We start from the raw sequence: 22,257 nt of genomic DNA, 5'->3' as shown, positions 1-22,257 counted from the left end.
GTAATTTCACTTGTTTAGTAAACCTTCATTGCCTAGTATACACCGTTAAATTTGGAATGCAATAGAAAACGCTAACAAATATATACAAACTATTTTGTATTGCAAGCGTTTTCACTATTATTATAGTCCTTTTATTGCTTTTAGAAAAGTAAAATACTTAAATATTTAAATATTTTTTATTTTCATCAAAATACATTCGATAAAACCATTATTTCATCAAGAAATACTGATTACATTTTAACATACAGATCGGCTAGTCTTGTTACCTACACTTCGTTTTATAGATTTTAGATTTTCAGCTGAATAAAAATAAAACCTCAAGCTACGTTACATTAGCTGAGGTTTTGTTTTTTCACAAAGTAATTGTATATTTGTTCAATCGCTTGAGAATCCATTAATTCTTTACCATATTCCATTACGCGGTAAATTGTTGCTGTTGACGGATTACCGTACTCCGCTAAAATAGCTATAAAATCCGCCTTCAATAATTGAAATTGCTCTTCTTCTTCTATCCAAAGATAAAAACGATCATCCCACGTATACAACTTCCCATCAGTTACACCAAGGTTATATAAGCGATTTGACAAATTGATTACATCATCTAATGTAGCAAACTCGTAAAGTATATGTTCACTTTCATCAAGAGTCACTTGCATTTCAATAAACTCGTCACGGAACTCATCTTCTGTGTCCACTTCGTGATTTTCTTTTGTTACAATTACAACCATACCTTGAGCTTGTAGAGAAAATACTTCAACAGCAATCGGTCCATCCGCTTCAAACCCTAATTCTGTATTTGCTTCTTGCATCATATCACGGAATAGTTGCTGTACTTTCGGTGCATTTCTCCACAAATCTTCTTTCGTTAATCCTCGTTCAGATAAATCATCAAATGTTAGGAAAATTTTAATCTTATTATAATTTAAACGTTCCAGTCTCATCTCATACCCTCCCTACGTAACCATTGCATCTAATTTTTATTATATGAAATAGAAAATAGATGGTTCTTTTCGAACGACTATTCCGACATCTTTAACCATCCATCCCATTCTTCTTTCGTGTTACCAATTAGGATATTTTGAAGATTTAATTGATCTCCAATGCCTTTTCTTCCTATAAAACCACCAGAGATGTTTTCATTTTTTTCTTGCAACAAGTCAATAAACTCTACTGCCTCTTCAAGTTCTCGTTCATCATCAAAAGATATAAACAAATATTTAGGTTGTAATTGTTCAATAGCTAGTAAAATACCTTCTTCATCTAAACTTGTCCCCATATACATTGTTTGATATCCTTTTAGTCGTAAATACGTCGCGAAAATAAATCCTTTTAATATATTATTTTCTAAAACGAAAACTTTGTTAACGGAAGAATACACCGACGCATTATGATAGATCATTCCTAAACGTGTTTGTAAGAATGATACAACATATTTGAATTGCGACATTGTAATCTCATTATTACTTTTTAAAGTTAACAACTTGTTTGCCACTTGAAGAATGATGCTTGCAACAACCTTTTCCGTTGAATATATACTAAAAACCTCGTTTAATAATGCAGAAATTGTAATTTCATCAAATTCTAACAAAGCTTGTAGTATATCGTCCACTAAAACAACTTCTGTATCAGTAATTTTTTCTTTTTGAACGTTGTTCTGCAACCGATTCCCTTCTAATAACTGAACTGCTTGTCCAATCATCATCCCCTCAGAAACTTTGTTCATTAACCATTTCAAAATATGAATATGCTCTTCTGTATATAAACGATGCCCCGCACGATTTCTCTTTGGGGCAATAATATGATAGCGTCTTTCCCATGCGCGAAGTGTACTCGGTTGAATTCCGAGTATATTTGAGACAGCTTTTATATTATATTTTCCATTTGAATTCGGCATTATTTCCCTCCGCATAACGTAATGATATGTGTTTGGGAAGGTGCCCGAAAACGAAGAGGGAACAATGTTGTTCCATACCCATTACTAACAAAGAGAGTCGTATTAGAATGCTTATATATGCCACCCTTTAAATACTTTTCAGATGGAAACAACCGAATCTGGCCTCCATGTGTATGTCCACTTAATACGAGCGAAATTTGTTCATTACCAGACATTTTCTTTATTATATCTGGGTTGTGACTAATTAAAATGCGAAAACCTTCTTCTTTACAATCAGACAACGCTAAATCTAAACGATCTCGTTCTAATCCAACATCATCGATACCGAGTAAGCAAATTTTCTCTCCTAATTCAGATTCAAATACAACTCTTGTATTATCTAATACCTTCACATTATTTTCTATTAATAAAGCATCTAATTCGTGATATTCAATTTCATAGTCATTATTTCCCCATACAAAATATACAGGGGCTATTCCTCTTAACTTTTGAATATTTAAAGAGATTTGCGATAAAGGTACTCCTTTTTCAGCTAAATCACCGCCAATAATTACGATATCTGCTTTTCCTTTCACTCGTTCAATTAGCGAGCTAGAAATGATCCTTCTATGAATATCCGAAATAAAAAAAACTTTAACTTTTTGAAAACTTTCCGGAAATTCTTCGAATACTAAAGTATGTTCCAACACTGTATTACGCATCGCTTCTTTATACATTCCAAGAAGACATACAAAACCAATGCATATGAGAGTACATAATAATATAATCCATGACATATATTTTTTACTCTCCTTCCTCGTAAAGTATAGTCCTTAATTTTATGTGGAGCTATATATCACTCATTTAGCTAGCTCTCATACTTCGTGGACTTATCTTTTATAGGAATTTTCAATTCTTGTCCTACCTTCACTTCGTCTTCTTGTAAATCATTATACTTTTTTATTATTTCTATCCCATCTTCATCTGAGAAATATTGCTTCGCTATACTTTCTAAAGTTTCTCCATCTTTCACAACATGAGTTGCTACTTTCTCAGACTGCTTCTTTGATTCAGTCTTAGCGGAATCAAAGAAAATTACTTCAAACGCACTTTTCTCAGCATTATTACTATCACTTTTTACCTGTATATACTTATCTGTATACCATAGGATACTAATAGGTAACAATATGAACAAAAATGTTAACACTCGGACGAAAATGTGATTCATTTTAAACTTTGGTTTGTTCTCTTTATTTCTATGAATTTCACTACGCGGCGGTAAACTTTCATCTTCTTCCACTTGCTCAACTTCTAACTCCTCTTCAAAATCAGGAATTCGTTTTCTCATGTTGTTCACCACCACCTTCCATTTATTTTCTTAATTGGAGCCCCATTATAAAATCAACAAGAAAGTGTGCAAAGATTGTTATAAACAAATTTCCTGTCCACTCGAATACATAACCAAAAACAAAACTAATAAAGCAGACGAAACAAAACAAAAAAGGCTTCGTTATATACCGAATATGTAACACAGCAAAAATTAAACTCGCTATTACAATTCCGAAATGAGTCTGCACTACACCTCTAAATAAAAACTCTTCCGCAAAGCCAATAATAAACGTGATAACGAGTAAATGCATGACAGAAATCCCTTGAAACATTCTATCGTTAATGCCACCATCATCAAACCAAGATTCTGGAAACACTCGCATTGCAACATAATCTAATAACACAATACAAATCGCTAACAAGCTACCTATTAAAAGTATAGAAACCGGTTCCCATTTCCATAAACTATAAACTTCTCTTTTATCTTGAAATAATATATATGCTAGTAAACAACCGATACCAATAATGATTAGTTGTGTTATGTAGAGATTCAGTCTTATTTCTCTCGGACTCATATCTTCAACATTATGCCTTTGAATGTTCATCATTCCTCCATCTTTCTTAGGCCGAAAAGCTTTTGTAACTCTGTTTCCCAATTATAGTCGAAAACTAACTGTTGCGCTCGTCTTTTTTTATAATCCGTTTTTGTAATACCACAGTAATCACAACAGTTTTCTATCTCTTTTTCTTTTCTATAACCGAATTGTTGTAATAAATATTCACGTCTACATCCTTGAACTTGTATCCATGACTTCATATTTTCTAGCTCACTATATTTATTACGCATTCTCACTTCCACTTCCGCTATTAATCTGTGCATTATTTCATCTGACAAGCTCTCTAACATGAGATTTCGCTGTTGTATGATTCCAAGATGTTCGAGATGATAACGTGTAAAGCGCCAATACTGTTCATTAAATCTTGCTGCATTATAACAAATTTCTTCTACATCTTCTAATGGTAATACTTTCGTTTGAAACATTCTTTCTTGTAGTAACGAAAATAAAAATTGTATTTGCGATTTACTTGGTAATTCATCTTCAATGATTGAAATTGGCAAATCGTGATCCAATGGACTACATAATAAAATGGCTATACTCAATTCTCCATCTCTTCCCGCTCTTCCAATTTCTTGTAAATATGAAGCTACATTTGTCGGATATTGAAAATGAATAATATATCTTGTATTCGCCTTATTTACCCCCATCCCAAAAGCACTTGTACATATTACAATTTGCAACTGGTCATTCATAAACTGTTGTTGAATTAACATACGCTCTTCATGTTCCATACCACCATGATAAAAAGCTACACCTGTAATTCCTTTTCCTCTTAAATACTCGGTTAAACGCTCTGTCCAGGCCCTACTTGAACAATAAACAATACCAGGCCCTTGCAAATACATTACATGCTCAAAAAGCGCCTCTTTTTTTTCTTCTATTGTTTCCACAAATTGCACTTCCATCGCAATATTTGGACGATCAATTGAGTACACATGCTCAGCAATATTTTTTAGATTTAAACTTTCCGCTATATCTCGCAATACATCCTTTGTCGCAGTTGCTGTTAATGCTAATACTGTCGGAGATCCGATACTCTCAATTACTTTATCTAATTTTTTATAATCTGGCCGAAAATCATAGCCCCATTGTGAAATACAATGCGCTTCATCTACGACAAATAATGAAATATGAATTTTTTTCAATTCTCTTATTAGAAGTTCCGACTGCAACATCTCTGGTGATACGAAAACAAATTTATAAAAAGATAGCTTTTTCATTGCTTCTCTTTTTTCAATTAACGTCCGAAAACTATTCAATGCAATAACTCGATTTTTCACGACATACTTTAATTGCGTAACTTGGTCTTCCATTAAAGATAATAATGGTGATACAACAAGCACCGTACCCTCTTGCAGAAGCCCCGGAAGTTGATAACACATTGACTTTCCCCTTCCAGTCGGAAGCATTGCTACAACATCTTTTCCTTCCAATAAGTCCGTAATAACTCCTTTTTGCCCCGGACGAAATTCAGAATATCCAAACCACTTATATAAATATTCCTCAAGCTTCATTTATACCCTCCATCCGTGCCAATACAAGACGTACTTCAAAATAAGAGATTTCCTCTCCAACCGCTTGCTTCAACACTCGCAATTTACGTGTTTGTAATGCTTCAATTACTTTTGTTACTTTTTCCATTTTTTCTTTTTCCATAAACATTTCAATAGAAAATTCTTTTTCTCGTAAAGCAATTTCTACAAAATGGTCTTCTATCGTGGCAACCTTCAAATTCCGAATTGTTGCTATTTCTTCTAAAGAGCGTCCTTGTCTCCAAAGATTATATGTTTTTTTCGTTGATAAACTAAATAAATCAGCTTTCTCATTTGGATAAGATATAATTTCAGCTAATAATGGAAACTCATTTTCTTTATTGCGAACTTCTTGAATAAGGAAATGGATTGTACCCCAAAATAAAAAATACACTCGAAATATATCTTGTTTCGTAATTTCCGCTAATTGTTGTAAAGTACACCCAATACGTTTATACCCAGTTAACCGATATATTACGATTGTCGCCTCTACTGGATTATTTTTTTGTAAAAGAGTATGCATTTCCTTCCATAATCTTTTAGCCAATTCACTTCTCATATACGGTATTCCAGTGAGAAAACGTTTCACCCACATCATTATTTCTGTATCCTGTTGAATTGGAATAAATTTCGTATTCGCCTGTTGTAAATTCGAAATAGTTTGAACGATCAATGATAACCTCTTCCAAAACGTTTCACCTATTTCACCATAGTGTAAACCATTTAAATATGTCGGAAAGGCAAAGTCACCTTCCCATTTGTTTAATTGCACGTTACCAGCCGTCGTTAACACATATGTATTATCATGTATACCTTGAACTAAATCCGTTTGTAACAACTTTGCAACTTCTTGATCATAATCAGCTCTATTTAATGACTTATAAATCCCAAACAAAAAAGAAATTTGAAACATATTCCCATCTTGTAATGTTTGCGACGATCTCTTTCCTTTTAATAAATAATAAATCGAAGAAACGGTTCTTTCACCATTCAATTGTTTTAAACAATATAATAAAGTATATTGTAGCTGCATTACCGCTTCCACCTCTCAGTCTAACTTCATTCCTTTTTCAATACGATTGCACATTAACTGCTATTCATTTAACTTATCATATTCACACTACATGCTTGTATATATTCTATTGTATCAAACGAAATAACATTTAAGTATTTTGAAAATCTTATGAAATAATTCAAAAATAAGTTGACACTCTAATTGATAAGCATTATCATTATAATTTTATGTTGAAAAGTTTTTAAAACCGTTTTACAATAAGATTATAATTTTTTGGCGAACTTTTCACATACATATTATCAGGAGGGAAAAAATATGGCAAAATATACAATCGTTGACAAAGATACTTGTATTGCATGCGGTGCTTGTGGTGCTGCTGCACCAGACATTTATGACTATGATGATGAAGGCATTGCATTTGTAACATTAGACGATAACCAAGGTATCGTTGAAATTCCAGATGTATTAATTGAAGATATGATGGATGCATTCGAAGGTTGTCCAACTGACTCAATTAAAGTTGCTGACGAATCATTTGATGGCGACTCTTTAAAATTCGAATAGTCTTTTATTAACTTCAAAAAATCCCCCTCATAAGTATGAGGGGGATTTTTTGCACTCTTTTTCATTCTCACTAACAAAAAAACCATTAGCAGTTACGCTGCCAATGGTTTAATATTTTTAAGCATTTTTCATTTTTGCAAATACCCATACTTTCAAGCGTGAAAATAGTGCTACAAATACAATTGTTACAACAATTCCTTTAATTACATTAAACGGTAATATCGCCGTTACAATAGTTTGTCGCATAATATCACTAGACATAGCTGGTGAATTTAAAAACCAAGTGTACGCTGGTAAAATAATAAAGTAGTTTAACACACTCATAATAACTGTCATAGTAATTGTACCTAGCATTAATCCTGTCGTTAAACTTTTTACTGTGCGATACTTTCGGAATAAGAATGCTGCTGGACCAATAAATAAACATCCCGCTATAAAGTTTGCTACTTCTCCTACTGGTACTCCCGTTAAACTTCCTTGAATTCCGTAATGCAAAATATTTTTTATCGCTTCTACAATTACACCTGCAATTGGACTAAAAATTATCGCCGCAATTAAAGCTGGCACATCACTAAAATCAATTTTTAAAAATGGCGGAAGCCCTGGGAATGGAAAATCCAACATCATTAGTAAATACGCAATACTACTTAGCATCGCTACACTCACCATCTGCACTACACTGTTTTTTTGTTTCATCTTTCTCTCTCCTTTTCCATCGATCTTCTCATGGAAAGTGGAAAGGTTCTGCTATGCCTATTTTTTCATAGAACGAAAAAACCCTTTGTGATTTACACAAAGGGAGAATTTTAAGGCACATCAAACAGACGTTCAAATACTTATCTTTTTTGAACGCTTGAACCTCCATCTTCTCCCATCCAGACTGTACTGTCGGCTTTGGAATCACACCAAATCCTGCCTTAACGGCTCGCGGGCTTAGAACGAAATTATTAAATGTTCATCACCGCCGGTCGGGATTTTCACCCTGCCCCGAAGATAGACCGATATTCTATTTTCCACTTCATTATACAACAACATGATCGTATTGTGAACAAAAAAAGTGTAACTTACTAAAAATAAGTTATTGATTTTATATAATTAAAGAAACGATCACTATATTTTACAATACAACCCATATTTTTTATAATTCGGTATTTCTCTTATGAATCCCCCTAGTCATATGTCGTCAAAAGTGATAAGATGTTGAATTGTTAAGATAAGAACATTTTCTGAGTTATGGAGGAAATGTCATGAAGAAAGATAAAAGACACTCTATTCGAGAAGCAATGAAAAAGAACTTAAGAAAAGAATACTTTTATTTGAAAAAAGAATTACTTTTCTACTGTCCAATTGATCTAGGCACATTCTCAAGAGAGACATACTACGCTACTTTTGACCAAGATGGCATAAGTATTTATCAGTATGATAAAAAAACAGAAAGTAAATTAAAATTGTGTGAGCGTCATCCATGGAAGAGTTGGAATAAGGTAAAAGTTGATCACTATTTAACAACTTCTCAATTTATTTTCCAAGGTGAGCGAAACTGGATTTTATCCCTTTTCCAAAAAGGAAAAGAAGCTCAAAAAATAATTGAAGAACATACATCTTTACAAACGGAAGTTGTTTCCCGTCCGTTTTCCAAGAAACTTCCTGGTTTCCGTTCTGATACACCATTGAATAAATACATCGGTTGCATTTGTTACACTGCACTTATTGCATTTTTATTAAAATGGATGATTCCATTTCAAGCACCACAAATCGCCCTGTATTCTCTTTCAATTGGCTTTATGCTTCTTGGTTTACTTTGTCTTACAATTGGTCTAATCGAACCAACTATCGTACTATTTCGGACAAAAGAAAAAACAAGAACAAAAGTCTTTTACTTATATAGCTACTTAGCTATTACTGGATTTATATGTGTCTTTATTTTTTGGTAAAAGAAGCCGTCCCAAAAGATCTTTTGGGACGGTTTTTCGTTAGGAATAGGTTGCTCTTACTGTCGCATTTTATTGTTAGTCGATAATTCTTGTCGAAATGTCGATATAATAAGAGCTATGTTCGATATAATTTCATTTACTATCGCAATCTTAAATAAGAAAAAAATAAATTTATTCAAAAGTTATGCTTTTGAGACGTTGCCTTTACTTGACGTATAGTTGTTGGTTCGGATAGATTTGCTCTTGTCGCAATCCATTCCTCACTTTAATTTCCTCAACTGTCATACTAAATTTCCGGGCAATACCAACTAAAGTATCACCTTTTTGTACAATATATAGTGATGATGACACAACTTGATTTTTTTGTTCATTTAAAACAAGCAACGGATTCATCGCATTCCTTTTCTCCATCGTCCATCTCCCTTGATGCACTTCTAAATGTAAATGCGCTCCTCGCGATTCTCCTGTATTCCCTACCTCTCCAATTAGCTCTCCTTTTGAAATGTTATCACCTTGAACTACATATCTCTTATTTAAATGCGCATAAACAGCCTCATATTCTCCATGTTTAATAAACACAACATTTCCATAACTACTTGAAAAATAAGACTTTGTCACCTTACCATTTTGAATAGCTGCAACAGGCGTTCCAATAGGCGCAGCTATATCAATACCATAGTGTTTCCCATGTCTTGTCCCAAAATAATCACTTATCTGCCCATCAACAGGCCATATCCACTGATTCCCTTCAGCGTAAACATGTAATTGAGATAAAAATAATACACTCAATATCACCACGCCACATTTTAACGCTTTCATATACATCCTCCGTTTTCTAATAACCGTCATACCTTCTCTATTGTGGGATATTACAGAAAAAAGTATACAAAAAAAAGAAAGTGTATTACTCCACTTCCTTCTCTTCTTTATTACGAAAAACAAGTGCACTGCGGTTATACTCCACATCTTTCACTTGTAAACGCGCATTTATTACTCTAGCAAGCGCAAATAAATAATCAGATAACCTATTTATATACTTTAGAACAATTTCATTGGTTTCTCCTTCTTTTTGCAATGACACTATACAACGTTCTGCTCTTCTTATAACTGTACGTGCAATGTGTAGTGCAGCCGATATCTCGCTACCGCCTGGTAAAATAAAACGCTCTAAAGGCGGCGCTTCTTCTGTATACGAATCAATTCGTCTCTCTAAATACTCGACCATCTCTATCGTTACTTTATAAGGGATTTTCTTCTCTACTATTGCTAAATCCCCTCCACAATCAAATAGTTCATGTTGAATATTTTCAAGTTCGTTATAAATGTTACGAAAACATTCCTCTTGTAATTTAGACATGGCATATCCGATATGAGAATTCGCCTCATCAATTGTTCCATAAGCTTCTACACGTATATGATCTTTATCCACTCGGCCACCTATGACACTCGTTTCCCCTTTATCACCTGTTTTTGTATAAAGTTTCATTTCATTATGACACCTCTCTTTTTATTTTCATTCTGATTATTAAAGAAAAAAACTCTACCATTCTTTATTTAATTGCACTTACAAAAAAATAAAAAAACAGTAAAGCTTTTATTCATGATCAACTTTCAAAAAACATATATATCTAAATTATACGATTTGGTAAATATACAGAGAATGTAGTTCCTTCTCCAACGACACTTGATACAAAAATCTTCCCGTCATGACCTTGAACAATATTTTTAGCAATCGCAAGCCCGAGTCCTGTTCCAATTTTTTTCCCGCGAGTTCTCGCTTTATCAGCTTTATAGAATCGATCGAACAAGAACGGAATATCTTCTTCTGGAATACCAGCACCTGAATCTTGCACTTCGAAAGTAAGGCCACTATTTTTCGTATTAATTACAAGTGTAACATGTCCACCTGCATTTGTATGACGGATTGCATTATCAATTAAATTCGTCAGTACCTGTTCCATACGGTCTGCATCAAACGGATATTGTTCAATTGGACTTTGGAAATCCACTGTTAATTGGACTTCTTTATCCTTTGCAATCCCCTGGAATTTACGGCCAATTTTTTCGACAAATGGATGAATATCTACTTCCCCTATATGTAACTCTACATGTCCACTTTCCATACGGGCTAAATCTAATAACTCATTTACAAGTTTACCTAAACGAACAGATTCATCATAAATAATTTGAACAAACTCATTAATTTCTTCTTTCGTTTGCACAATATCATCTAAAATTGCTTCACTATATCCTTGAAGCATTACCATCGGTGTACGAAGTTCATGTGATACATTCGCAATAAAGTCTTGACGCATTTTCTCAAGACGACGCTCCTCCGTCATATCTCGCAATACTGCTACAGCTCCACGAATTTTTGTTTGATTGTAAAGCGGTGTCATAAGAACTACGTAGTTACCTTTTTGCAAATTAATTTCAACAACTTGTTGTTGCTCACTTTCTACAACGAGATGGAATAGTTCAACAAGTTCAGAAGGCAGTTTTTTAATTAACTCTACTTCTTTTTCTTCTTGCCAAACTTGTAAGAAGTGTTCTGCCGGTGGGTTGATAACAACGACTTCACCTTCTTGATTTAACGTAACAACACCATCTGCCATACTACTCAAAATGCTAGCTAACTGCTCTTTTTCTTGCTGCAGGGCATTCATATTAAACTTCAACTGTTTTCCCATTTGATTTAAAGCAGTTGCAAGCTCACCAATTTCGTCCTGCGACACCATAGGGGCTTTCGTATCAAATTTCCCGCGCGCTACCTCAAATGCAACCTCACGCATTTTACGAAGTGGTGCCGTAATTCGAGTAGATAAGAAAAATGCAAAGAAAGTCGTTAAAATAATCGCAATCCCGGCTGATAAGAAAATAAAATCAGTCGTTCTCTCCATACCTTGTATTGGAACTTGCAATGATTCATATACAAACACTGCACTTTGATTTTTTGACTGTACTGGTTTCCCGACGATCATAATATCATTTTCAGTATTTTTATTCTTCCTACTATTAGAAGCTTTTCTAATATTATTCTTAATATCCTTTTTATCTGTAAAAACAGCTGCTAATTCTTTATCATTTTTCAAATCATCTATTGTAAGAGTAACTAATCCTTCTTGTTTCGGCGAAGAAGAAATTTCCTTACCGTCTTCTACAATGATAATCCTTGAAAGTGGATCAGAAAATTTGTAAGCAATATCCTCAATCGTTTTTACATCGGCACCTTCTTCAATTAATTCCGTGACACTTGTTGCAACTTTCTGAAGCCTAGCTTCACTCATATCAACATAATACGTTCTAAAAAACTGTGAAAGTAAAATAGCAACAAATCCAAGAACAAACGAAACGAGAAGTAATATGGTCATCCATAACTTCCCTACTACACTTCTCCAAAGCATCAGTCGTTCACAACCTCAAACTTGTAACCTACGCCCCAAACGGTAACAATCATTTTCGCTGCATCTGGTGATTGTTTACTTAACTTTTCACGTAAACGCTTTACATGCGTATCAACTGTACGTAAATCTCCGAAGAACTCATATTGCCATACTTCTTTTAACAATTGCTCACGGTCAAAAACTTTATCCGGGGATTTCGCTAAGAATAATAGTAATTCATATTCTTTCGGTGTTAAGTTTACTTCATTACCATCCGCTGTAACGCGGTGCGCATCATTATCAATTGTTAAATGAGGGAAAACAGTAACATCTTTCGTCGTTGTATCTTGTGTAAAGAATGTCGTTGGTACAGCGCGGCGTAATACCGCTTTCACACGAAGTACTACTTCACGCGGGCTAAACGGCTTTACAATATAATCATCAGTTCCAACTTCAAACCCTTGTACCCTATTTACTTCTTCACCTTTTGCTGTCAGCATAATAATTGGCGTCGCTTTCTTCTCACGAATCCCTTTACACACTTCGATACCATCTTTACCAGGCATCATAATATCCAGTAGGATTAAATCATAATCATTTTGTAACGCCATTTCTAAAGCTGTATCACCATTATCCGCTTCTTCAATTGTGTATTGCTCTCTTTCTAAATACATCTTTAATAAACGACGAATACGATCCTCATCGTCTACAATTAAAATTCTTGATTCATTTTCCATTTCTACCCGCTGCGTACTTTTACCACAACGGTTTACACCTACCCTTCTACAATATAATGTTGCACCTATCCTCGTTTAATTAAGCATTTTTTAACGTTCCACTTCCCATATTATGCTTCACAAGAATAATAAAGTTTGTTCATTTTTTTTCCAAAACTATGTATTTTTTTTGAACAGTATATTTGGTCCTCGACATCATTTTACAGAATCAACCGCTACTTTGTCATGTTTTTCTCAAAAAAGAAGAAAATTTGACAAAAATAAAATAGGAAAGTGACATACACTCTCCTATTTTATTTCTCTATGCATATGAATGTAAACCCGCAATAATTAAGTTTACTACAATAAAGTTAAACATAATGATTGCAAAACCAATCACTGCAAGCCAGGCGGATTTTTCTCCATGCCATCCTTTAGATAAACGTAAATGTAATACCGCAGCATAAAAGAGCCAAGTAATAAGCGCCCAAACTTCTTTTGGATCCCAACCCCAAAAGCGCGTCCAAGCGATTTGAGCCCAAATCATGGCGAAAATTAATGCACCTAATGTGAAAACTGGGAATCCAATTGCAATAGAGCGATATCCAATTTCATCTAACAAATCACTATTCGTATTTTTCACTAACGGCTGAAGCGCCGCTGATACTCGTTTACGTAATGTAAGCCTTAATACGATATATAGCAATGTTCCGACTAACACAGACCAAATTACTGTATTTAATTTTTTCGCATTTACAATCGCCGGAACTTCAACTGTCGGCTCTAATTTATTTTCTGACAATAACTTTCCTTCGTGCGGTCCCACTAAAGCCGGAAGATTGTACTTCATTTCCACTTGTTGTTCATTTTTATCAACCCATTGAAACTTCGCTTCATATTTCATACTAGAAAATACCGTTGTCACTCCAATAAAACCAACTGTACAAACAAGTGTGAACACTACCGTTTCTAACCAAAATGTACGTTTGCTTCTCGTTGATTGATCTACATTCTTCAATAAATACATAACGCCCGTAATAAAACTAATTGCTAAAATTGCTTGCCCTGCTGCTGCAGTCGTCACGTGAATATGTAACCAATTACTTTTTAAAGATGGAATAAGCGGAGATATTTCCCTCGGAAACATACTCGCATATGCAATTAATAAAAGCGCAACTGGTAATGCAAAGAGTCCAATTATACTTACGCGGTACATAAAATACATGACAATAAATGCTCCAACAAGCATCATGCCGAAAAACGTACCGAATTCAAAAAAGTTACTAACTGGTGCATGTCCTGATGCAATCCATCTTGTAACAAAATATACTGTTTGTGCAATAAACCCTAAAATTGTAATCGTTATTCCTATATTTGCCCATTTATGACCTTTTTCTTTAATTGCTCCCCCGAAAAATAGAGTTGCAATTAAATATAAAATAAATGCGGTAAAGAGAAAGTTACTACTTATTTGCACCATATCGTTTCCCCACCTTAACTAATTTTTTTATCCACTACTTTATCGCTTGGCTGCGGAATTGCTGTACCTTCTAGTACTCTTTCAATATCTTTCTTTAAACCGAACCAATTTTTATTCGTATGTCCTGCAATCCACCATTCATCATTAACGCGTTGTATCCAAATACGGCGATGATTCCAATACATCCCTTGAATCACACCAACCATAAATATAAATCCTCCAATACCGAGAATCCAAAGCGTTAAATCTTTCCTTACAGTAAGTGCTGTTGCATTTTGCATTTCCACACCTGCAAAGGACATTTTATATTTGTTATTCCCATCTGGTTCTATATTTTGCTGAATACCGACAAAACTCACTTCACCATCTGGTGTTTCAGGCGTAAACATTTTAAACACAAATGCAGGGTTGTTTGGTAATTTCGTTTTCGTATTTGGTCTTCCATTCTCGTCAAAATAAAAATCTGGAAAATAGCTTAATAGTTCTAAAGAATAACCATTTCCTAAATCAAATTTTTCTGTAGGATTCGTTAAATCTACTTTAATCGGTCCCCACTTTTGATTATTTTCTTTGTTTTGCAAATGGAATGACATGCTTTTAAATTCACTTTCTTTGTAATCCACTTGATATACAGCAAATTGATCAAATTTCAGCGGTTCATTCACTCGAATTTCCGCTTCTTTTACTTTTTCTAATTTCGGTTTTTGTCCTGCTATATTTTCGCCGACCGCTTTATATAATACAGCATTCGTTTGGAAGTTTTTCGCAATCATTTTATCGCCTACACGATCAATCGCTTCATCAAAAACTTCCTTGTCCTTACTTTTATCATAAACTTCCTTAATAAATTTCTCGTTTTTTAAATAGTATTGACCATCCGTTCCTGGTATTTCTTTCGTTTCACCGTCACGTAACCAAAGGGCTTCGTCTACGTACATACTCGGTAAAAAACGGAGCATTGCACCGAATAAAAAGATAATGAGACCAATATGATTCACATATGGACCCCAGCGTGAAAACCGTCCCTTTTCAGCTAAAATGTTACCGTCTTCCACTTTCACATTATAATTACGTTTCTTTAAATTAATTTGAACTCGTTCTAAGTCACCTTCATGCGGCGTACCAGTCCCGTGCACTCTCTGTCTTTTCAAAAAACTTGGGTGTCTTTTCACCCCTTGTTTTTTTAAAGCTTTATAAAGAGGAATGACACGGTCTAAACTACATATAACAAGTGAAATACCAATGGAAGCAATTAAAATCATGTACCACCATGATCCATATAAATTATTAAATCCTAATTGATAGTATAATTGTCCTAAAAATCCATACTCGGTCTTATAATATTCAGCTGGTTCGATTCCTGGAGTTATGTACATTTCTTGGGGAAAGATAGTTCCTATTGCCGATGCAGCTAAAGTTATTACGATTAACCATACACCTACTTTTACAGAAGAGAAAAAACTCCAAATTTTATCGACTATCGTTTTTGTATGTGTGAGAGATCTCCGAGCACTCCCCTCATATCTCATATCCAATAATTTTATATTTTCATTACTTTCAAATGGTTTCCCACATGCTTCACAAAAAATGGTTCCTATCGGATTAACATGTCCACATTCACACTTAATTTCTTTCAACACTCTCACCGCCCCTATATCTATATGTACTATTGTATATTCTAACCTCAAGTTACCGCAATACTCAGAATTTTTAAATCAGAGGCACTATAAGGATGCACCTCATATGTAAAGGCTTTCTTTATTACGGAGTAATTTTCTTTAAATATCCTTCTAACTGTTCTTTCGTTTGTTCACCTATAATTTGTTCGACTACTATTCCATCTTTATCAATCAAAAAGCTTGTCGGTAATGGTCCTACCCCATATGTGCTTATGATTTTTGTTCCTTTATCAATAGCAACTGGGAATTTCAAATCATATTGTTTCACAAAGTTCTTAACAGCAATATCTGTTTCATCTGCATCTAACGCAATAATTTCAACGCCTTTTTCTTTATACTTTGGATATAATTCGTTCATATAAGGCATTTCTTTTTCACACGGTTTACACCAAGTGCCCCAAAAATTTAAAAATACACCTTTTCCCTTTAAATCTTTCAGTTCAATTTTCTTTCCTTCTAAATCTGTCACAACAAAGTTAGGTGCTTCTTTTCCAATTTGCATTTTCTCTTTATCAGCAAAAAATCCTTGATAAAGTGTAAATCCTACAGCACCGCATAAAATGAGTAGAATAATAACACGAAATAATAAGCGATTTTTTTTCATATTGTCTCCCCTCTCTTCGACGAGTGATGAATATATGTATTTTTTAATAAATCACCAGCGGAGCATTCCACTGGTGAAAGTTTCACACTATCGATTAGCGCGGCTTTGTAGAAGCCAATGCACGTAATTGTTTCACCTCATGTGGTGTCAATTCTCTTGCATCACCAGGTCGCAAGCTACCTACTTCTAAAAAGGCGTAGCGTTCACGCTTTAGTTTCACTACTTTACAATCTAACGCTTCAAACATGCGGCGTACTTGACGATTACGTCCTTCATGAATCGTTAATTGTACAATTGCCATCTCTTTACGCTTGTCCCAAGAAATAATTTTCGCTTGTGCTGGTGCTGTTTTCCCATCTTCTAATGCAACACCTCGTTCTAACATGCGAATTTTCTCACCTGTTAATGGCCCTTTAATTTTTGCAACATACGTTTTTTCAACTTTATATCTCGGATGCATTAATACATTTGCAAATTCACCATCATTTGTCATCAATAATACGCCAGACGTATCATAATCTAAGCGTCCGATTGGGAATAAACGTTGTCTAATTTCAGGGAAAAAGTCTGTTACAACATTTCTTCCTTTATCATCTGATACACTTGAAATTACACCAGTTGGTTTATATAGTAAAAAATAAACAGGTTCTTCTTTTTCAAGAGGGATGTTATTTACTTCCACTTTATCTTGAGGAGTTACTTTTGTTCCTAACTCCTTTACTATTTTCCCATTAACTTTCACTTTCCCTTGCTGAATTAATTCCTCAGCCTTTCTTCTCGATGCAATACCTGCTTGCGCAATCACTTTTTGTAATCGTTCCATTTCTTTTTTTCACCTCAAATTTATCTTACCTTACATTAGAAAGACTTGGCAACCGCCTAAGCTTTATGCCATTTACTTCGCCTATCTTTAACAACATAGCAATGATGATAAACGTCTAAAGGCATATCACGTTTTCACCCTTTATTATTGTTTACACTTTTTCATGTTGTCCACGCTAAAAGTTCATCATTTTGTCAAAAACACCGCATAAAAAAACCACTATTAAACTACACGTTAATAGTGGTCGTATACGTATTATAAGCTAAATAGCGCAAAAAATGAATAGCATTACCGAAACAATAGGGAAACAAACACAATTGAACAAATAATTCCGATTAAATCTGCAAAAAGTCCTACCTTTAATGCATCTCCCATTTTTCTAATACCGACAGCCCCAAAGTATACTGTTAATATATAAAAAGTCGTATCTGTGCTACCTTGCATCGTTGAAGCTAACCTACCAATAAACGAGTCTGGCCCATATGTAGCGATTAAGTCGGTCGTAATACTTAAACCAGCAGATCCCGAAATCGGACGTATAAGTGCAAGTGGAACGATTTCGGCTGGTACATGAATAAAGTCTAACACCGGCTTCATTACCGATATCATCGCATCTAAAGCACCTGATGCCCGGAAAATAGAAATAGATACAAGCATTCCAACCATAAACGGCAAAATGGAAACCGCAATTTGAATCCCTTCTTTTCCGCCCTCAACGAACGATTCGTACGTTGGAACTTTCTTTATCGTGCCATACAAAAGGATAAAACCAATTACACAAGGAATTACCCATAATGAAATTGTATTTACAATACTCATTTTTTCCGCCCCTTTCTACTCCTTCTCCGGTAAAAATAGCGGTCAATCCAAATCGCTCCAATCATCGATAACACTTGTGCTATAAATGTTACGCCAACGATTTCAGTAGGGTTTGCTGATTCATAAGTCATTCGAATCGAAATGACAGTAGTCGGAATTAATGTAATCGCTGAAGTATTTAATGCTAGAAACGTCACCATAGAACGACTTGCTGAATCCTTTCCACCATTTAACTCTTTCAGTTGTTCCATTGCTTTAATACCTAAAGGTGTTGCTGCATTACCTAACCCAAAAAAGTTCGCCATCATATTTGATAAAATGAATCCCATTGACGGGTGATCCTTCGGTATTTCTGGAAATAATCTTTTTACTATCGGCATAAAAAGTGATACTAACTTCTTTAACAATCCAGCTTCCTCAGCAATTTTCATTAAACCGAGCCAAAATACTAAAACACTAATAAGTCCAATACAAATCGTTACAGCATCTTTTGACCCTTCAAACACTGCTTTGGTCACTTCTTCCATCGTTCCATTTATCATGGCATACACAATCCCTATAACTGCCATCGCTGCCCATACGAGATTAACCATCTATCCCAACACCTATCATGTAAGAGAAGATTTCTTTCACGTTATTCCAATACATTCCCGTTGTAGCTACTAACTTTCGTTTACTGTAAAACAAATTTCGTTCTCCAACTTTCTCGTTCCCTACATAAATTTCTGTCTTCCCAATCTTTACTCCATCCGTAAGTTTTGCACTTTTATCGAGCTCAACTTTCAATAACACGCTCTTTCTTTCCTCTTCAGTTAAAGGTACAGAAAAACTATTTTTCGTATAAACATGATTGGCATATTTCTTTTCATTTATTTCAGCGAGTGCGCCTTGTCCTAAAACTTTCGCTTGCTTATAGCGTTCAAAGCCTTTATCAAACAAATTCATATGATCATCCCAGTCACTAGAAGCACTCAAAGTTACGACAATTAAATCTAGTCCATCTTTTGAAGCTGTTGTGACAAGCGTCCGTCCTGCTTTCTTCGTAAAACCTGTCTTTCCCCCTGTTGCAAATTCATAATAAGATGTCACAAGCTTATGTTTATTTTTCCACGGATAATCCCAAGAATCTGATTTATACGTTTTTGTTCCAAAAATTTTCTTAAAGGTCTCGTTCCCCATTGCATATTTCGTTAATAATGCCATGTCATAAGCCGACGAATAATGTGATCCATCCCCATCCAAGCCATGCGGGTTTGAGAAATGCGTATCTTTCATTCCGATTTCTTTCGCCTTTTCATTCATTAAATATACAAATCCTTCTATACTCCCTCCCACATTTTCAGCAATTACTTGTGCTGCATCATTACCAGATCTAAGCATTAATCCGTAAACTAAATCTTCTAACTTAACTTTTTGTCCAGGTTTTAAATAAATTGCCGATCCTTCTACTCGTACCGCTTCATTACTTACCGATACTAACTCTTTCATTTTTCCTGATTCAGCAGCTAACAATGCTGTCATAATTTTTGTTATACTAGCAATTTTTTGTGGCTCATGTTCTAATTTCCCATATAGCACACGACCGGATTGTTGTTCCATTAAGACTGCGTTACGAGCACTAACACCACCGTTCATTTTTGCATATGCAGGAATTGGCATAACGCTTGCGTACATTATAATTAGCGTAATTATTATACAAATTCGTCTCATATTTCCCCCCACGTCCTTTTGGCACTTTTTGTACAAGTGTATGCTTGGCCTTTTAAAATATGAACGAAATCTTCCTTCCACCTCCACTAAAAAAGACGCATGAGATATGCGTCTAATACGGTGTCCATTCAATTTGCTTCGCACTTTCAAATCTCTTTTCTACATCTGGCCAATTTACAACATTCCACCAATTTTTAATATATTCATCTTTTCGATTTTGATATTGTAAATAATACGCATGTTCCCATACATCCAGTACAAGGAGTGGTATCGTATCCCACTGTGTAAACAATTGATGAAGCGTGCTTTGCAAAATTTCTAACCTTCCTGAACGGGGTACCCATACAAGAATTGCCCATCCTGAACCTTCCACTTTAGAAGCGGCTTCCGTGAAATGCTTTTGAAAACGTAAAAAACTTCCGAAATCTTGCTCAATTTGTTGTGAAAAAGCCCCTCTCGGACTTCCACCACCATCTTTTTTCATGTTATTCCAAAATATCGTGTGTAAGTAATGACCTGATCCATGAAAAGCCGCTTCTCTTTCCCAATGCTTAATTAAATCAAATTGATTTGTTTTTCTCGCTTCTTCCATCATCTTCTCTGCTTTATTTAATCCTTCCACGTAACTACGATGGTGTTTATCATGGTGTAACATCATAATTTCTCGTGAAATGTACGGTTCTAGCGCATTATATGGATAAGGTAATGGCGGAAGGGTATGCCCCCCAATCGGAACAGCTCGTTCGCTATCCCCTCTTTCACATAGTTCATATTCCTCTCCTTCTTGCATAAATACTTCCTGTAAATGGTGTTGAATATGTTCTACATCATCACTTATTTCATACATAAACTCGGCATCTGTGTCGTATTCATGCTCTTTCATACGCTCTAATAACGTTTGAATTTTATAAGCAAGCATATGGACATCATACACTTCCATTGCACGGCTATCTAATACTTGAAGAACACTTTCACACCAGCTTTCTACTTCATGAAAGTAATCTGTAAATACACCTTGCTGACTCATGTCACACCTCCTTGATGCTATCCACTTTAACTATATTCAATTAAAATCCCTTATATAACTGGACAAAAGGAAAAGAAGCTAAGTATCCTTAGCTTCTTTTCCTTAATTAATATTTGTGCAACATTTTTGTTTGGTAATCTGTCTCATAATATTCTAGTTCTTCACGCATCAATTGAAATTCCCCTTCTAAATCCTTCATCATTCGTTCTATAGATCCAGGGGGGATTTGCTGAAAAACAATAGAATTTTTCCCTGTATAAGCAGAACGACTATTTTCATACCAATGATCATTCTTTGGCGAAAAAAACTCTGCAATTACTTGATGGTAAATCTTATATAAAACTGTTTCAGCTGCGGTCTTTCGAAATGGTTGGCTATTCAACAAAACAAAACATGCATCAAGTCCTTCTTCACAAAAAACAAGAAGTCTTCTTATTGATGCTAATATCCCTTTATAGTATTGCTCGTTTCCTGTTGGTGTCTCCTCCAATAAAGAAGGTAACGTATGATAATTTACATAATTAGTTATCAAGGAAATTACATCTTCTAAAAATATAGAAACTTGTTCTGTTTGATTTTCAACCATCAAATTAGACATGGCTTCTCTCTCCTTTGCCGTTTTACGCTATTTCTACTCTTTTATTTTTATGTAATTCAGCTAATATTTCTTGTACTTTCACCACTGTTCCCTCATCAAAGTATCGTTGAAAGTCTGTTACTTCATTGAGATACAAGCGCTTCTGCGCGCGTAGCTCTTTATCCTTCACTAAACAAGCGATCGCTACAATATCTCGTAAATATACGTCTTGTTCTTCTACTTTATAAACTGGATTTCCTTCAAAAGGGATAATTTCTTGTAAAATTTCTTCAAAATATCGAACATATAAGACAGAAAAGGTTTTCTCTTGATTATTTAATATATATGTTACTTCAGATCTATTAAAAAAATCTTCTGATGTATTCGGTTTTGCTTTTTCTAACTCATATCCTGCATAACCTATTATAATCATCTACTTCCCCTCTCTTCCTTCTTTCACCTTATCTTAACTCAATTTTCTAATAAACGAAATATTCTTTTAAATATAACCTATATAAAAAATAGCTTCCCTATACAGGAATTTACCTTTTTATTTTTCTTGAAGTTTGTCA

At 34.6% G+C, this 22,257-nt stretch carries 24 protein-coding genes and 1 riboswitch; of the genes, 2 read left to right on the top strand and 22 right to left on the bottom strand.

Translation table 11 applies throughout. The annotated features are described in order from the left end of the window. Positions 1-332 precede the first annotated feature (332 nt). From QCI77_RS07670 to QCI77_RS07640, 7 genes are all read right to left on the bottom strand, one after another. Positions 333-941, bottom strand: coding sequence for a genetic competence negative regulator (locus QCI77_RS07670; RefSeq protein ID WP_002011786.1), 609 nt, complete (start codon positions 939-941; stop codon positions 333-335). Between the two features lie 77 nt (positions 942-1,018). After that, positions 1,019-1,894, bottom strand: a complete 876-nt coding sequence (locus tag QCI77_RS07665) for a MerR family transcriptional regulator (protein WP_002166076.1) — start codon at positions 1,892-1,894, stop codon at positions 1,019-1,021. Next, complete coding sequence (locus tag QCI77_RS07660) at positions 1,894-2,670, bottom strand: metallophosphoesterase (RefSeq protein ID WP_353824714.1); 777 nt, start codon at positions 2,668-2,670, stop codon at positions 1,894-1,896. The genes QCI77_RS07665 and QCI77_RS07660 overlap by 1 nt, the downstream gene beginning before the upstream one ends. Positions 2,671-2,741: 71 nt before the next feature. After that, entirely contained in the window at positions 2,742-3,221 is a 480-nt protein-coding gene (locus QCI77_RS07655; protein ID WP_002030746.1) for a LysM peptidoglycan-binding domain-containing protein, read from the bottom strand. A 22-nt stretch (positions 3,222-3,243) separates the two neighbouring features. Then, a complete protein-coding gene (locus QCI77_RS07650) occupies positions 3,244-3,807 on the bottom strand; it encodes a CPBP family intramembrane glutamic endopeptidase (RefSeq protein WP_002064506.1) in 564 nt (187 codons plus the stop codon). Continuing rightward, the gene (locus tag QCI77_RS07645) at positions 3,807-5,336 is read right to left on the bottom strand and encodes a RecQ family ATP-dependent DNA helicase (RefSeq protein WP_002188974.1); all 1,530 of its coding nucleotides are present in this window, start codon (positions 5,334-5,336) and stop codon (positions 3,807-3,809) included. The genes QCI77_RS07650 and QCI77_RS07645 overlap by 1 nt, the downstream gene beginning before the upstream one ends. After that, a complete protein-coding gene (locus tag QCI77_RS07640) occupies positions 5,326-6,387 on the bottom strand; it encodes a YpbB family protein (RefSeq protein ID WP_002086645.1) in 1,062 nt (353 codons plus the stop codon). The genes QCI77_RS07645 and QCI77_RS07640 overlap by 11 nt, the downstream gene beginning before the upstream one ends. Before the next feature lie 297 nt (positions 6,388-6,684). On the opposite strand from QCI77_RS07640, the gene QCI77_RS07635 reads away from it, so the two are divergent. Continuing rightward, positions 6,685-6,933: a ferredoxin gene (locus QCI77_RS07635; protein ID WP_001151994.1), complete on the top strand. Its 249-nt coding sequence runs from the start codon at positions 6,685-6,687 to the stop codon at positions 6,931-6,933. A 117-nt stretch (positions 6,934-7,050) separates the two neighbouring features. Here QCI77_RS07635 and QCI77_RS07630 read toward each other — a convergent pair whose 3' ends face one another. Then, complete coding sequence (locus QCI77_RS07630; RefSeq protein WP_002011769.1) at positions 7,051-7,629, bottom strand: ECF transporter S component; 579 nt, start codon at positions 7,627-7,629, stop codon at positions 7,051-7,053. A 163-nt stretch (positions 7,630-7,792) separates the two neighbouring features. After that, positions 7,793-7,932, bottom strand: a riboswitch (FMN riboswitch). Between the two features lie 248 nt (positions 7,933-8,180). Here QCI77_RS07630 and QCI77_RS07625 point away from each other — a divergent pair. Further along, positions 8,181-8,867, top strand: a complete 687-nt coding sequence (locus QCI77_RS07625) for a hypothetical protein (protein ID WP_002030740.1) — start codon at positions 8,181-8,183, stop codon at positions 8,865-8,867. Positions 8,868-9,071: 204 nt separating this feature from the next. Here QCI77_RS07625 and QCI77_RS07620 read toward each other — a convergent pair whose 3' ends face one another. The 14 genes from QCI77_RS07620 to QCI77_RS07555 all read right to left on the bottom strand — a co-directional run bounded on the left by QCI77_RS07620 (position 9,072) and on the right by QCI77_RS07555 (position 22,118). Then, on the bottom strand, positions 9,072-9,686 hold the full coding sequence (locus QCI77_RS07620; protein ID WP_002141020.1) for a peptidoglycan DD-metalloendopeptidase family protein: 615 nt from the start codon (positions 9,684-9,686) through the stop codon (positions 9,072-9,074). A gap of 85 nt (positions 9,687-9,771) precedes the next feature. Beyond that, positions 9,772-10,353: a cob(I)yrinic acid a,c-diamide adenosyltransferase gene (locus QCI77_RS07615; protein ID WP_002086651.1), complete on the bottom strand. Its 582-nt coding sequence runs from the start codon at positions 10,351-10,353 to the stop codon at positions 9,772-9,774. Positions 10,354-10,495: 142 nt separating this feature from the next. Continuing rightward, positions 10,496-12,271 carry a sensor histidine kinase ResE gene (gene resE, locus QCI77_RS07610; protein WP_002011760.1) on the bottom strand — a complete coding sequence of 592 codons (1,776 nt, stop codon included), beginning with the start codon at positions 12,269-12,271 and terminating at the stop codon, positions 10,496-10,498. Next, complete coding sequence (resD, locus tag QCI77_RS07605; protein ID WP_002011758.1) at positions 12,271-12,987, bottom strand: DNA-binding response regulator ResD; 717 nt, start codon at positions 12,985-12,987, stop codon at positions 12,271-12,273. Before resD ends, resE begins: the two co-directional genes overlap by 1 nt. Positions 12,988-13,288: 301 nt before the next feature. Further along, the gene (resC, locus tag QCI77_RS07600; RefSeq protein WP_113770084.1) at positions 13,289-14,446 is read right to left on the bottom strand and encodes a cytochrome c biogenesis protein ResC; all 1,158 of its coding nucleotides are present in this window, start codon (positions 14,444-14,446) and stop codon (positions 13,289-13,291) included. A gap of 14 nt (positions 14,447-14,460) precedes the next feature. Continuing rightward, a complete protein-coding gene (resB, locus tag QCI77_RS07595; RefSeq protein WP_061675123.1) occupies positions 14,461-16,086 on the bottom strand; it encodes a cytochrome c biogenesis protein ResB in 1,626 nt (541 codons plus the stop codon). A gap of 121 nt (positions 16,087-16,207) precedes the next feature. After that, positions 16,208-16,729, bottom strand: coding sequence for a thiol-disulfide oxidoreductase ResA (resA, locus tag QCI77_RS07590; RefSeq protein ID WP_002141016.1), 522 nt, complete (start codon positions 16,727-16,729; stop codon positions 16,208-16,210). Positions 16,730-16,823: 94 nt separating this feature from the next. Then, positions 16,824-17,552, bottom strand: coding sequence for a 23S rRNA pseudouridine(2605) synthase RluB (gene rluB, locus QCI77_RS07585; RefSeq protein ID WP_002011753.1), 729 nt, complete (start codon positions 17,550-17,552; stop codon positions 16,824-16,826). A 288-nt stretch (positions 17,553-17,840) separates the two neighbouring features. Then, positions 17,841-18,371: a spore maturation protein SpmB gene (gene spmB, locus QCI77_RS07580; protein ID WP_113770085.1), complete on the bottom strand. Its 531-nt coding sequence runs from the start codon at positions 18,369-18,371 to the stop codon at positions 17,841-17,843. After that, positions 18,368-18,964 carry a spore maturation protein SpmA gene (gene spmA / locus QCI77_RS07575; protein WP_002086662.1) on the bottom strand — a complete coding sequence of 199 codons (597 nt, stop codon included), beginning with the start codon at positions 18,962-18,964 and terminating at the stop codon, positions 18,368-18,370. Before spmA ends, spmB begins: the two co-directional genes overlap by 4 nt. Then, positions 18,957-20,081: a D-alanyl-D-alanine carboxypeptidase family protein gene (locus tag QCI77_RS07570; RefSeq protein WP_002086664.1), complete on the bottom strand. Its 1,125-nt coding sequence runs from the start codon at positions 20,079-20,081 to the stop codon at positions 18,957-18,959. The genes spmA and QCI77_RS07570 overlap by 8 nt, the downstream gene beginning before the upstream one ends. A gap of 112 nt (positions 20,082-20,193) precedes the next feature. Then, positions 20,194-21,108 carry a superoxide dismutase gene (locus QCI77_RS07565; protein ID WP_002030730.1) on the bottom strand — a complete coding sequence of 305 codons (915 nt, stop codon included), beginning with the start codon at positions 21,106-21,108 and terminating at the stop codon, positions 20,194-20,196. Between the two features lie 106 nt (positions 21,109-21,214). Further along, positions 21,215-21,706: a YpuI family protein gene (locus QCI77_RS07560; RefSeq protein WP_113770087.1), complete on the bottom strand. Its 492-nt coding sequence runs from the start codon at positions 21,704-21,706 to the stop codon at positions 21,215-21,217. Between the two features lie 22 nt (positions 21,707-21,728). After that, positions 21,729-22,118 carry a hypothetical protein gene (locus tag QCI77_RS07555; RefSeq protein ID WP_002030727.1) on the bottom strand — a complete coding sequence of 130 codons (390 nt, stop codon included), beginning with the start codon at positions 22,116-22,118 and terminating at the stop codon, positions 21,729-21,731. Positions 22,119-22,257 lie beyond the last annotated feature (139 nt).

Origin of the sequence: Bacillus cereus group sp. MG9 (genome assembly GCF_040459995.1) — a bacterium.
GTDB lineage: Bacteria > Bacillota > Bacilli > Bacillales > Bacillaceae_G > Bacillus_A > Bacillus_A mycoides.
This window is presented reverse-complemented; position numbering and strand designations above follow the sequence as displayed.